Raw genomic sequence first — 13,013 nt, 5'->3', positions numbered from 1 at the left:
CGTCGTCGTTCAGTCCTCCGGCAGTTCCACCGGGGCGATCTCGTCGTACACGTCGCCCGGGCCCGGGTTGCCGGCGTCGGTCTCCCCGCCGAACTGGCGCATCACGCCCCACACCGCGTTCAGCGCGGTCTGCACCGCGCCCTCGGCCCAGCCGGCCGTCCAGGAGATGTCGTCGCCGGCGAGGAAGATGCCCCGCTTGTCCTCGGGCAGCCGGTCCTGCACGAAGTGGGTGAACAGCCGCCGCTGGTAGCGGTAGTGGCCCGGCAGGTTGGCCTTGAACGCGCCCATGAAGTACGGCTCGTTCTCCCAGGACACGGTCACCGGGTTGCCGATGACGTGCCGGCGGACGTCCACCTTCGGGTAGATCTCGCCGAGCGACTTCAGCATGACCTCCATGCGCTCGTGCGCGGAGAGCGGAAGCCACTTGAGGCTGTCGTCGCACCAGGTGTACGAGAGGCAGATGACGGCGGGCTTGTCGGGTCCGTCGTCGAGCAGGTAGGTGCCCCGGGTCATCCGGTCGGTGAGGGTCATCGACATGACGTCCCGGCCGGTCTCCTCGTCCTTGTCCAGCCAGAACGGCCGGTCCACGGGGACGAAGAGCTTGCTGGACTCCATGTAGTGGGTGCGCTCGATGGCGGTCCAGTGGTCGATGGGGAACAGCTCGTCATCGCACTCGATCTTGGACAGCAGCATCCAGGACTGCGCGGTGAACACCACCGCCGGATAGGTGCGGATGTCGCCGGTGGCGTCGGTGACGGTGATCCGGTTGCCGGCCGTGCGGTGCAGTCGGGTCACCGCGGGGCGCGGGGCCCCGTCGTGCAGCGAGGAGAGCGAGGTGCCGGGCGCCCAGTGGACGATCTTGCCGGGGGCCCGCTCCCACAGCCGCAGCGGCAGCTGCTGGCTGCCGCCGACGATGCCGCGGTGGTGGTCGTCCGCCTCGGTGTAGACGACCCGCAGGATCTCCAGGATCGAGTTGGGGAAGTCGGTGTCCCAGCCGCCGGTGCCGAAACCGACCTGGCCGAAGATCTCCCGGTGCCGGAAGGAGCGGAACGCCTCCGAGTCGCAGAGGAAGCCGTAGAAGGTCTGGTTGTCGAGCTTCTCCACGAGCCGCGCCCAGATCTCCCGGATGCGCGGCACGTCCCGCTCCCGCATCGCCCGGTTCATGTCGGAGAAGTCGGCGCCCTCCTCCAGACAGGCGCTCCACGCCTCGGCGACCTGCCGGTACACCGGGGGCAGGTCGTCCAGCGTGCGGGCGTAGTGCGACTCGCCCTTGAGGTCGACCACGGTGGACGGGGTCGCCTCGGCGAGCGGGTTGGGGAACGGCCGGGTCTCCAGGCCCACCAGGTCGATGTAGTGCTGGAGCGCCGTCGACGAGGGCGGGAACCGCATGGCGCCCATCTCGGCGGTGAGGCCCGGGTCGCACCCCTCGAAGCCGACCGTCCGCAGTCGCCCGCCGATCCGGTCGGCCTCGTAGACGACCGGCTTGAGGCCCATCTTCATCAGCTCGTACGCGGTGACGATGCCGGACAGCCCGCCGCCGATCACCGCGACCTCTGTGCCGTGCTCGGTCGCCGGCACCTGCCCCAGCCCGGCCGGGTGGGCCAGGAAGTCGTCGTAGGCGTAGGGGAAGTCCGGGCCGAACATGGTGATCGGCGGCTGCGCGTCGCTGTGCTGGACGGCGTTGGGCACCGTGGACGTCATGGGGCGGGGACTCCTTGCACGGGGACGACGGCCGCTGCGGCGGCGGAACGGGGGGGGAGGCGCGGGGCCGACTCGACGGTACGTTTCGGCCTTCTGCCGCCACAAGGCGCGTCCGTTGCGCACGACCCGGTGATCCCTTGCGTCTCCGGGCCCCTTCACGGCGATTCGTTGCGTCCGCCCGGTCGACGTGAGCTGGGCCACGTCCGGGAGGGGGTGCGGGCCGTCAGCCGGGGGCGCCGGAGGAGACCCGGCGCAGCAGCGGCGAGAGCACCAGCACCGACTTGGTGCGCTCCACGAACGGCTCGGCCGCGATGCGCTCCAGGACCCGCTCGAAGTGGCGCATGTCGGCGGCGAAGACCTGCACCACCGCATCGGCGGCGCCGGTGACCGTGGAGGCCGCCACGACCTCCGCGTACGGTTCGAGGCCGCGGTGGATCTCGTCCGCGGAGGTGTTGCTGCGGCAGTACAACTCGATGAAGCCCTCGGTCGCCCAGCCCATCGCGGCCGGGTCGACCCGGACCGTGAACCCGGTGATGACCCCGGTGGCGCGCAGCCGGTCCACCCGGCGTTTCACGGCCGGGGCCGAGAGGCCGACCCGGTGGCCGATGTCGGCGTAGGAGCGGCGGGCGTCCTGGGCGAGGGCGTGGACGATGGCTTCGTCGAGGTCGTTCAGTCGCACGGGGGTCGTTCGCTTCTCTTCACTGGCCCCGGCGCTGCGGGGACGGCGGGGGGCCGTACCCGCAGTAGAACACGCCTCGCGCCGGGCCGGCCGCGGACGGCACCCGGGGTGCCGTCCGCGACTGGCGGGGCGGTCAGTTCCAGCTGGCGTGCAGGGGCTTGCCCTCGGCGTAGCCGGCGGCGCTCTGCACCCCGACGACGGCACGCTGGGCGAACTCCTCCAGCGAGCCGGCGCCCGCGTAGGTGCAGGAGGAGCGGACGCCCGCGATGATCGAGTCGATCAGGTCCTCCACCCCGGGCCGGGTCGGGTCGAGGTACATCCGGGAGGTGGAGATGCCCTCCTCGAACAGCGCCTTGCGGGCCCGGTCGTAGGAGGACTCCTCGCTGGTGCGGTTGCGCACCGCGCGGGCGGACGCCATGCCGAACGACTCCTTGTACAGGCGGCCGTCCGCGGCCTGCTGGAGGTCGCCCGGGGACTCGTAGGTGCCGGCGAACCAGGAGCCGACCATCACGTTGGACGCGCCGGCGGCCAGGGCCATCGCCACGTCGCGCGGGTGGCGGACGCCGCCGTCCGCCCAGACGTGCTTGCCGTGCTTGCGGGCCTCGGCGGCGCACTCCAGCACGGCCGAGAACTGCGGGCGGCCCACTCCGGTCATCATCCGGGTGGTGCACATGGCGCCGGGTCCGACGCCGACCTTGACGATGTCGGCGCCCGCCTCGATCAGGTCGCGCACGCCCTCGGCGGCGACGACGTTGCCGGCGACGATCGGGACCTCGGGGCCCAGCGCCCGCACCGCCCGTACCGCGGCGATCATCGATTCCTGGTGGCCGTGCGCGGTGTCCACCACCAGGGTGTCCACACCCGCGTCGAGCAGCTGCTTGGCCTTGCCCGCGACATCGCCGTTGATGCCGACCGCGGCGGCGATCCGCAGCCGTCCCCGGGCATCGGTCGCGGGCGTGTAGAGGGTGGCGCGCAGCGCGCCCCGGCGGGTGAGGATGCCCATCAGGCGCCCGTCCGCGTCCACGGCGGGGGCGTAGCGGCGGTTGGCGGCGTCGAGCTGGTTGAACGCCTCGCGCGGGTCTATCTCGGCATCGAGGATCAGCAGGTCACGGGACATGACCTCGCCGAGCTGGGTGAACCGGTCCACCCCGGTGAGGTCCTGCTCGGTGACCACGCCGACGGGGCGGTGGTGCTCGTCGACGACGACGCCGGCGTGATGGGCCCGCTTGGGCAGCAGGACCAGGGCGTCGGCGACGGTCTGGTGCGGCACCAGCACGATGGGGGTGTCGAGGACCAGGTGGCGGCCCTTGACCCAGCCGACCACCTCGGTGACGACCTCGATCGGGATGTCCTGCGGGATCACCACCAGGCCCCCGCGCCGCGCCACCGTCTCCGCCATCCGGCGGCCCGCGATCGCGGTCATGTTGGCGACCACGAGGGGGATGGTGGTGCCCGTGCCGTCCGGGGACGAGAGGTCCACGGCCTGTCGGGAACCGACGGCGGACCGGCTCGGCACCATGAAGACGTCGTCGTAGGTCAGGTCGTACGGGGGCTTGAGGTCATTCAGGAAACGCACGTGCTGCTCATCCCAGTCGATCAGAGGTGGCCCCCGAACAGGTCAGTCGGGGGAAAAGCACGTACTTCAGTGTCCCATGCCGGGCCCCCTCACCGACCTGGGACGATCGGCCAGGCCGCGGCGCGTACCCCTCGTCGTTTCCTCCGAACGCCTTCCCCCGGGCGGGGCGTGCCTCGGCCCGGCGTACCGGCCGGGCGGGGCCCGAGGGGCGATCGTGTGCCACGGGGCGCATCCGGGGACGGCACCGGGACGGAAGCACCCGTGGACGGCCGGGTACCGCCCCCGGCCCGGCCGTCCGCCGCGCACCCGGGGCGGAGGAGGACGAGGTGTCCGATGCGGACGTGGTGATCGTGGGTGCCGGGGCGGCCGGCTTGTCGCTCGCGCACCGGCTGTGCGCGCTCGGTCCGCGGGAACGGCCCGCGGTCGTCCTGGTCGAGGCGCCCCCGGGGCCGCGGCGGCCCGGGGAGCGCACCTGGTGCTACTGGGAGGAGCCCGGCGGGCCCTACGACGCCTGGCTCACCGCGGCCTGGGACCGGGTGCGGGTGCGGGGCGCGGACGGCACGTCGACGACGGGTCGGACGGCCCCTCTGCGGTACAAGATGCTGCGGTCCCGGGAGTTCTCGGCGGCCGTGGGGGCGCGGATCGCGGCCACGGCCGGCGTGCGCCGGCTCACCGCCACCGTGGACCGCATCGCGGACCTGCCGCCCGGACGGGCGCCCGGCGCTGAGGTGCACGGCACCCGGGCCGACGGCTCCCCGCTGCGGTTGCGGGCCCGCTGGGTGTTCGACTCGCGTCCCCCCTCGGCGCCGCCCCCGGCGCGCACCGTGCTCCTCCAGCACTTCCGGGGCTGGTTCGTGCGGACCCGGCGCCCCGTGTTCCGCCCCGACACCGTCGACCTGATGGACTTCCGCACCCCGCAACCCGCGCACGGGCTGTCCTTCGGCTACGTCCTGCCCACCGGAGCGCGGACGGCGCTGGTCGAGTACACCGAGTTCTCCCGGCGCGTCCTGCCGGGCGCCGACTACGACCGCGCCCTCGGCCACTACCTGGAGGAGGTGCTCGCCGCCGGGCCCTACGAGACCACCGGGGTGGAGCACGGGGTGATCCCGATGGCGGACTCCCGGCCCGCGCCGCGCGCCGGCGCCGCGGTCTTCCGGATCGGTGCGGCCGGCGGGGCCGTCCGACCCGCGACCGGGTACGCCTTCGCCGGCATCCAACGGCAGACCCGGGCGGTCGCCGCGCTGCTGCGCGCCGGACGCACCCCGCTGCCGCCGCCCGCCCACCGGGCGCGTTCCCTCGCCATGGACGCCGTGCTGCTGCGGGCCCTGGACACCGGGCGGATCGACGGCGCCGACTTCTTCGCCCGGCTCTTCCGCACCGTGCCCACGCCGACCCTGCTGCGCTTCCTCGACGGGGCCACCCGCCCCGTCGAGGACCTCGCCCTCGGGCTGCGCACCCCCGTGCTGCCGATGCTGCGCACCGCCCTGGAACTGCCCCTGCTGCGCCGTTCCCCGTCCGCCTCCGGAAAGGCCCCGTGATGCACCCGCACCCCGATCGCCAGCCGTTCCCCGACCGACCCCGGCGGGCCGCGGGCGCCCGGTTCCGGGACCGGCGCTCGGTACTGCTGCCCGCCCCCCAGGGGCGCCCGCGCGCGTCCGGCGAGGGGCCCTCGGTGGCGGTCGTCGGCGGGGGCGTCGCGGGGCTGGCCGCGGCGACCGGGCTGGCCGAGCGGGGCGCACGGGTCACCCTGTACGAGCGGGAGCCGGTGCTCGGCGGGCGGCTCGCGGGGTGGCCGATCCGACTCGCGGACGGTTCCACGGCGACCATGAGCCGCGGGTTCCACGCCTTCTTCCGCCAGTACTACAACCTGCGGGCGCTGTTGTGCCGCACCGACCCCGGGCTGGACCGGCTGCGCCCGCTGCCGGACTATCCGCTGCTCCACCGCGACGGCCGCACCGACGGTTTCGCCCGGGTGCCCCGCACGCCCCCGTGGAGCGCGCTCGGCTTCGTGGCGCTCAGCCCCTCGTTCGGCTGGCGGGACCTGGGGCGGATGGACGTGCGGGCGGCGCTGCCGCTGTTCGACGTGCGGGTGCCCGAGGTGTACGCGCGGCTGGACGCGACCGACGCCCGCGCGTACCTGGAGCGCATCCGGTTCCCGGCGGCGGCCCGGCACCTGGCCTTCGAGGTGTTCTCCCGCAGCTTCTTCGCCGATCCGCGGGAGTTGTCGGCCGCCGAGCTGGCCCTGATGTTCCACGTCTACTTCCTCGGTTCCGCCGAGGGCCTGCTGTTCGACGTGCCCACCGAGCCCTTCCCCACCGCCCTGTGGGAGCCGCTCGCCCGGTACCTGGGCGGACTGGGCGTGACGGTGCGCACCGAGTGCCCGGTGACGACGGTGGTGCCGGTCGACGACGGCTCCGAGGGGCTGGCCCTCACCGCGGACGCCCGGACCGTCCGCTACGACGCGGCGGTGCTGGCCCTGGACGGCGGGGGGCTGCGGCGGTTGGTGGGGGCCTCGCCGCTGCTGGGGGACCCGGCGTGGCGCGCCCGGGTGCTCGGCTCGCGGGAGGCGCCGCCGTTCCTGGTCTCCCGGTACTGGCTGGACCGTCCCGTGGCGCCCGGCCGCCCCGGGTTCCTGGGCACCGGCGGCTTCGCCTCGCTGGACAACGTCAGCGTGCTCGACCGCTGGGAGGGCGAGGCGGCCCGTTGGGCCGCGCGCAGCGGCGGCAGCGTGGTGGAACTGCACGCGTACGCGCTCGCCCCCGACGCCGACCGGGCCGCCGAACAGGACCGGCTGCTGCGGCAGTTGCACCGGGTGTACCCGGAGACCGCACAGGCGCGGGTGGTGGACCAACGGCACGAGTGGCGGGCCGACTGCCCGCTGTTCCCGGTGGGCGGCTACCGCGACCGCCCCACGGTCCGCACCCCCCACCCCGCGCTGGTCCTGGCCGGCGACCAGGTGCGCACCGACCTGCCGGTGGCGCTGATGGAACGCGCGGCGACCACCGGCTTCCTGGCCGCCAACGCGCTGCTGGCCCGCTGGGGGGTGCGGGGGCACGCGCTGCGCACGGTCCCCCGCCGGGGGCGGGCGCCGTTGCTGCGGGCCCTGGCCGGCGGCTGAGCCGCGGCGGCCTCACCCGGGGAACCGACCCGCGGCGCGCAGCGCCCAGCGGCGTTCCGCGTACGCCAGGTCGTCCCGCCACAGCCGGGCCGCGGCCCGGCGCATCAGGGGCCGCAGCAGCGGCGAGAGCCTTCGGGCCACGGCGAACCCGCTCCGGTCGGAAGCCGCGAGGACCGCCTCGACCACCGCGGTCCGGGGCGGCCGTCCCCCGGTGTCCGGGCCGGTCACCGAAGTGGCGTGGGTCTCGACCACCGAGCCGGCCCCCTCCCCCTCGACGATCCGCATCACCACGGTGCGCGGACCGGGCGCGGTGAACTCGGCCCGGACCGGCACCACCAGGCGCCCCGTCAGCCGGAAGGACACGTCCACCACGAAGGCGTCCGCCTCCTCGGGGGCGTCGGCCCCGGGGGCGCCGACCACGGTCAGGTCCACGAAGGAGTACGGGTGGAACCACGCCCCGTGCCAGGGGTCGAGCCGGTTGGCGACCACGTCCTGCGGGGCGCAGCGCCCCACCGCCGTGCACACCGCCGCCACCGCCCGGGCGGTGGCGGGTCGCGGCGGCACCGGCGGGCGGGCGGTGGGCTCGGCGCCGCCGGCCCGGTCGAGGCGCACCCAGACGAGGACGCCGTCGTCGTGGGCCGGGTAGGGCTCCCAGCCGGCGCGGGGACGGCCGTCGAGGGCGAGTCCGTGCCAGTGGCACACCAGCGTCCCGCACCGCACCGGGCTGTCGCGCAGCGGGGCGCCCAGGTGGGGGCAGGCCCCCGGGCCGGCGGTCAGCGTGCCCGAGGCGTCCCGCCACAGGACGATCTCGGTGCCCTCGACGGTCCGCCCGAGCGGGACGCCGGCCGGGACGTCCCGACTGGCGCCGACGACGTACCAGTTGCCGTGCGGACGCCGGAGGGCCCGGTCCAGCGCACCGGCGATCAGCGCGGGCCGGGCCTGCGGCCAGGTGGGGCGCTGGTGCGCCCAGGGCACGGGGTCCCGGCGCAGGCGCACCGGGACCCCGGGGAGCCGGACGGGACGGCGGGTCATGCGGGCCTCCCGGGGGCGGTCGGCGGGGCGACGGGGGTCCGCCGGCGGGCGTGCAGGGCGGCGGCGTACCCCCGCGCGGCGACTGCCAGGCGGCGGGGCAGGCCGACGGCGGCGCGCCGGTGCAGCACCGCGTAGCCCTCGTCGGCGACGGCGTCGAGGATCCCCCCGTACAGCACGAACGCGGTGCGCACGCACGGCCGGGAGACCGGTTCCAGCAGGGCGATCCCGGGCTCGGCCCGGGCGTACGCCGTCCGGGTCAGTCCGGCCGCGGCGACCAGGGCGGCAGTGATCCGCGGGTCCCGGCGGCCGGTGCGCCGGGACCACTCCAGCAGCGGACGGTCCACGCCGTGGGCGGCGAGCAGGTCCGCCGGCAGGTAGATCCGCCCCCGGTCCAGGTCCTCGCCCACGTCCCGCAGGAAGTTGGTGAGCTGGAAGGCGACGCCGAGGTCCGCCGCGTAGGGGGCGGCCTCCCGCGGCGGGGCGACCGTGCCCAGGACGGGCAGCATCTGGAGGCCGATGACGGCCGCCGAGCCGTGCATGTAGCGGCGCAGGGCCGCGTAGTCGGCGTAGTCGGTGACGGTGAGGTCGGTGTGCATGGCGGCCATGAAGTCGTCGAACAGGCCGTGCGGAATGCCGTACCGGGCGGCGGTGTCGACGAGCGCGCGCACCGCGGGTTCCCCGGCGGGAGCGCCGGCGAGCCCCTCGGCCAGCCGCCGGCGCAGGGCCGTCAGCGCCCCGGCCCGCTGCCCCGGCCCCGCGGCGGGCCCCGGGACGTCCACGATGTCGTCGGCGTGCCGGGCGAAGCCGTACAGCGCGTGCACGGCGGGCCGGCGGGCGGCGGGCAGCAGCCGGGTGGCGAGGAAGTAGGTCCGGCCGTGGCGGGCGTTGAGGCGTCGGCAGTGGGCGTAGTCGGCGCGGAGCGCGGGGTCGGTGATCCGGGCCGCGTCGAGTTCACGGTCCGTCATGTGCGGGGGCCTTCCTGGCGGGCCGGGGCCGGTGGACCCCGGTGATGCGGGCGGCGGCGAGCTTTCCGGAGACCAGGACCGTCGGCACGCCCACGCCGGGGGCGGTGCCGCAACCGGCGAGGACGGCGTTGGTGGTGCCGCGGACCAGGTTGCGCGGCCGGAAGGGGCCGGTCTGGGCGAGGGTGTGCGCCACCGCGAACGGACCGCCCGCGGCGTGCCCGGCGGCGGCCCAGTCCACGGGGGTGACCAGGCACTCCTGCTCGATCGCGGCGGCGAGGCCGGGCATCTGACGGCGTTCCAGCACCCGCAGCAGGGAGTCCCGGTAGGCGGGCCCGAGGGTGCGCCACTCCCGGACGCCGGGGCCGGTGTCGGTGTTGGGGCAGGGCGCGAGCACGGTGTGCAGGTGGCGGCCCGGCGGGGCCAGGGCGGGGTCGGTGCCGGTGGGACGGGTGATGAGCAGCGAGGGGTCGGTCATCAGCCGTCCGGTCCGGGTCAGCTCGTCGAAGGTGCGGTGCCAGGCCGCGCCGAAGGAGAGCGTGTGGTGGCCGAGGTCCGGCCAGGTGCGGTCGGTGCCCAGGTGCAGCAGCACGGCGGACGGGGCGTGCCGCAGGGGCCGGGGGCGCCGCGGGGCGCGGCCCAGCAGTCGGTAGCTGATCGGGAGGTCGGGGGTGAGGACGACGGCGTCGCAGGGGATGCGCTCGTCGGCGGTGTGCACGGCGGTGATCCGCTCGCCGCGCCGTTCCAGCCGGGTGACGGGGCTGGCGCAGCGCAGGTCGGCCCCGGCGTCGACGGCCGCGGCGGCGAGGGCCCGGGGCAGTGCGTGGACGCCGCCGCGCGGGAAGTGCACCCCGGCGACGGTGTCCATGTAGGCGATGACGGCGTAGGCGGCGAGGGCCCGGGCGGGCGGCACGCCCGCGTACAGCGACTGGAAGGAGAAGACCCGCCGCAGTCGTTCGTCGGAGAGGAAGCGGCCGATGCGGGCGTCGAGGCGGCCGAAGCCGCCGAGGGCGGCGAGCCGCGCCAGGTCCGGGTGGAGCAGCCCGAACGGGGAGTCGAAGTGGGCGTCGATGAACCGGTTCATCTGCACCCGGTACAGCGCCTGGAGCCAGGCGCGGAGCCGCCGGTAGCCGAGGGCGTCCCGGGCGCCGGCGAAGCGGTGCACCTCGGCCTCCATGGTCTCGGCGCAGGTGTGCACGTCGAGGGCGGAGCCGTCGGCGAACCGGGCCCGGTAGGCGGGGTGCAGCGGGACGAGGTCGAGCCGGTCGGCCAGGTCCTCGCCGACCGCGGCGAAGGGTTCGGCCATCAGCTCGGGCATGGTCAGCACGGTGGGGCCGGTGTCGATGCGGTAGCCGCCGCGGGTCAGCAGCCCGGCCCGGCCGCCGGGCTCGGCCTCCCGTTCCAGGAGGGTGACCCGGCGGCCGGCGCCGAGCAGGTGCAGCGCGGTGGCGAGGCCGGCGAGGCCGGCCCCCACCACCACGACGTGATCGGTGGGTCCGGCGACGGTCTTCATCACGACGGGAGGACTCCTCGGGCTCGGGAGGGGGCGCGGCGGCCGTGGGCGGTCTCCTCCAGCAGGCGGGCGAGCCGGCGCAGCGCCTCGGGGGCGGAGGAACGGGGGACGGCCTCCAGATGGCGCAGGGCGAGGGCGGCGAAGTGGTCGGCCCGGTCGGCGACGGCGTCCCGGGCGCCGGTCATGATGAGGGCGGTGCGCACCCGGCGCAGGTCGTCGGCGGTGAGGTCGGGGGCGCCGATCGCGGCGTCGAGGACGGCCAGGGCCGCCCGGTCGCCGCCGGTCTCGGCACGGGCCCGGCCGACCGCGGTCAGATAGGTGGGCTTGCCCTCCCGGATGTCCTCGCCGGACGGCTTCCCGGTCTCGGTGGGGTCGCCGAACACGCCCGAGAGGTCGTCGCGGAGTTGGAAGGCGATGCCCGCGTACCGGCCGGCCGTGCACAGCGCCCGGGTGGTGTCCTCGTCGGCGCCGGCGAGTGCCGCGCCGAGCGCCAGCGGCCGTTCCACCGTGTAGAGGGCGCTCTTGAGCCGGGTCACGTGCAGGGCCTGGGCCCGGGAGCGGGAGCCGGTGACCTGGCCGTGCAGGTCGAGGTACTGGCCGGCGACGAGTTCGGTGCGCAGGGCCCGCCATTCGGCGCGCACCCGCTCGCGGGAGCCGGGCGGGAGTTCCGTGTCGAGGAGGACGTCGTCGGCCCAGGCCAGGGCGAGGTCGCCGACGAGGACGGCGGAGGAGGTGCCGAAGTCGGCGCCCTCGTGCCGGGGGCCGGGTCCGTAGCGGTCGCGCAGGGCGGTGTGCACGGCGGGTCTGCCGCGGCGCAGCGCGGAACCGTCCATCAGGTCGTCGTGCACCAGGGCGCAGGTCTGGAGGAGTTCGAGGGCGGCGGCGATCCGCAGGGCCGGGACGACCGCGGCGGCGGGGCCGTCGCAGGCCCGCATCGCCCACCACAGGAACTGGGAGCGCAGCCGCTTGCCGCCGTCCAGGGTGAAGCGGGCGACGCAGGCGGCGACGTCCCGGGCGAAGACCGGGTCGAGGCGGGCGGACTGGTCGAGGCGTTCGTCGAGCAAGCGGGCGAGGACCTCCCCCACCGCGGAGGGCACGTCCCGGTCGACGTGCCGGGCCTGCGGGGGCGGGTGCCGGGGAGGCGGTTGGTGCCGGGGCACCCGGCCCGGGGGTGGACCGGCTCCGGAGCGTTCTTCGGCGGCGCGGCGCATGGGCCTCCTTCGGGGTGGGCGGCTGGGTCTGCGGATCGATTCGTGCCGGGGCGCGCGGACGGATGCAGGGATGCGGATCCGGGTGTCCGCCGTAGCGGGCCTATCAGCGCCGGGTCGGCCCGCACGGCTGCGCCGCCGACCTGCCGTGAGGGTCCACACCACCGGCCCAGTGCTGCGCGGCCCCGTCGGCGTACAGCTCGCGGAGCATCCGCAGCGCCCCGGCCAGGGTGGTGGGGCGCAGCGCGCCCTCGGGCGCCGGCCCCGCCCAGCCGGGGCCGGCGGCGAGGACCGCCGGGGTGCGCCGGGCTCCGCGCACCCCCCAGGTCGTGGTGGTGGTCCGGCGCAGCAGGGCGCGGTCGGCGGTGGTGCGGGACTGGGACCACAGGACGACGGCGACGGGGCCCGAGCGGTGGACGGCCTCGTCCAGGGCGCGGGCGGGCACCGCGCCGCCGAGCATCCGCACCGGGAGTCCGACGGACAGCAGTCCGGCGGTGAGCGCTTCCAGCGGCAGGGTGTGCAACTCCCCCGGGGCACAAGCGGCGAGGACGGGGCCGGCGGGGTGCCGGGGGCCGGGGCGGGTCGGGGGCACCCGGCGCAGGGCGGAGGAGATGTGCCAGGACAGCAGGTGCTCCACCTCGACGTAGCGGCCGTCCGAGGACTGCCACTTGCGGCCGACGGCGCGCAGCGCCGGCATCATCACCTCGTCCCAGGCGAAGAGCAGTCCGTGCGCGGCGAGGCTGTGGGCGAGCAGTTCGTCGACGGCGTCGGCGTCGAGCCGGACGGCGGCGCGGGCGAGTCCCCGGCATTCGGGGCCGACCCGGCCGAGCGGGAGGGCGCCGTGGTTGCGCAGCCGGGGGCCGGCCGGGGCGGGCGGCGGGACAGGACCGGTCCGGGCGGCCCGGGCCGCCTCGGCCGGCGGCACCCCGGAGGCGGTGAGCCGGCACATGGCCTCCAGCACCGCGATGTCCCCCGGTGTCCAGCGCCGGTGCCGGCCGCCCTGGTGGTGGGCCGGGCCCAGGCCGTAGCGGCGGTCCCAGGAGCGGAGCGTCGTCGGTGCCACCCCGAGCCGGCGGGCCACCGCGCCGGTGGTGAGGGCGGGCGCGGGCGGGACCTCGGGCATCCGCCCAGAATAGGCCAATCGATGCACGAACGATGCGTGTTGCGGTGATCGGTCGGCTGCTCGACAGTCGGGATGACGGCCCGTCGACCGACGCCGGGGCC

Annotated in this window: 10 protein-coding genes; 2 read left to right on the top strand and 8 right to left on the bottom strand. The window is 76.1% G+C overall.

Features of this window, described 5'->3' with window-relative positions; translation table 11 throughout:
* Positions 1 to 9 precede the first annotated feature (9 nt).
* From ABT092_RS06900 to ABT092_RS06890, 3 genes are all read right to left on the bottom strand, one after another.
* Positions 10 to 1,701, bottom strand: coding sequence for a flavin monoamine oxidase family protein (locus ABT092_RS06900; protein WP_351240592.1), 1,692 nt, complete (start codon positions 1,699 to 1,701; stop codon positions 10 to 12).
* A 223-nt stretch (positions 1,702 to 1,924) separates the two neighbouring features.
* Entirely contained in the window at positions 1,925 to 2,380 is a 456-nt protein-coding gene (locus ABT092_RS06895) for an Lrp/AsnC family transcriptional regulator (RefSeq protein ID WP_351240590.1), read from the bottom strand.
* A 133-nt stretch (positions 2,381 to 2,513) separates the two neighbouring features.
* Positions 2,514 to 3,956 carry a GuaB1 family IMP dehydrogenase-related protein gene (locus ABT092_RS06890; protein WP_351240588.1) on the bottom strand — a complete coding sequence of 481 codons (1,443 nt, stop codon included), beginning with the start codon at positions 3,954 to 3,956 and terminating at the stop codon, positions 2,514 to 2,516.
* Positions 3,957 to 4,282: 326 nt separating this feature from the next.
* Here ABT092_RS06890 and ABT092_RS06885 point away from each other — a divergent pair, with 326 nt between their 5' ends.
* Together ABT092_RS06885 and ABT092_RS06880 are read left to right on the top strand one after the other, a co-directional pair.
* Entirely contained in the window at positions 4,283 to 5,494 is a 1,212-nt protein-coding gene (locus tag ABT092_RS06885; RefSeq protein WP_351240586.1) for a lycopene cyclase family protein, read from the top strand.
* Positions 5,494 to 7,074 carry an FAD-dependent oxidoreductase gene (locus ABT092_RS06880; RefSeq protein ID WP_351240666.1) on the top strand — a complete coding sequence of 527 codons (1,581 nt, stop codon included), beginning with the start codon at positions 5,494 to 5,496 and terminating at the stop codon, positions 7,072 to 7,074. Before ABT092_RS06885 ends, ABT092_RS06880 begins: the two co-directional genes overlap by 1 nt.
* 12 nt (positions 7,075 to 7,086) lie before the next feature.
* On the opposite strand, the gene ABT092_RS06875 is transcribed toward ABT092_RS06880, so the two are convergent.
* The 5 genes from ABT092_RS06875 to ABT092_RS06855 all read right to left on the bottom strand — a co-directional run bounded on the left by ABT092_RS06875 (position 7,087) and on the right by ABT092_RS06855 (position 12,912).
* Entirely contained in the window at positions 7,087 to 8,106 is a 1,020-nt protein-coding gene (locus ABT092_RS06875) for a Rieske (2Fe-2S) protein (protein WP_351240584.1), read from the bottom strand.
* Positions 8,103 to 9,071, bottom strand: a complete 969-nt coding sequence (locus ABT092_RS06870; RefSeq protein ID WP_351240582.1) for a phytoene/squalene synthase family protein — start codon at positions 9,069 to 9,071, stop codon at positions 8,103 to 8,105. Before ABT092_RS06870 ends, ABT092_RS06875 begins: the two co-directional genes overlap by 4 nt.
* Positions 9,058 to 10,581: a phytoene desaturase family protein gene (gene crtI, locus ABT092_RS06865; RefSeq protein ID WP_351240664.1), complete on the bottom strand. Its 1,524-nt coding sequence runs from the start codon at positions 10,579 to 10,581 to the stop codon at positions 9,058 to 9,060. The genes ABT092_RS06870 and crtI overlap by 14 nt, the downstream gene beginning before the upstream one ends.
* On the bottom strand, positions 10,581 to 11,792 hold the full coding sequence (locus tag ABT092_RS06860) for a polyprenyl synthetase family protein (protein WP_351240580.1): 1,212 nt from the start codon (positions 11,790 to 11,792) through the stop codon (positions 10,581 to 10,583). The genes crtI and ABT092_RS06860 overlap by 1 nt, the downstream gene beginning before the upstream one ends.
* A gap of 103 nt (positions 11,793 to 11,895) precedes the next feature.
* On the bottom strand, positions 11,896 to 12,912 hold the full coding sequence (locus tag ABT092_RS06855; RefSeq protein WP_351240578.1) for a MerR family transcriptional regulator: 1,017 nt from the start codon (positions 12,910 to 12,912) through the stop codon (positions 11,896 to 11,898).
* Between the last annotated feature and the right edge of the window lie 101 nt (positions 12,913 to 13,013).

The sequence above is a fragment of the Streptomyces sp. NPDC002490 genome, assembly GCF_040296045.1.
GTDB lineage: Bacteria > Actinomycetota > Actinomycetes > Streptomycetales > Streptomycetaceae > Streptomyces.
The sequence above is the reverse complement of the archived record's forward strand: the minus strand, read 5'-3'. Positions and strand labels throughout refer to the sequence as shown.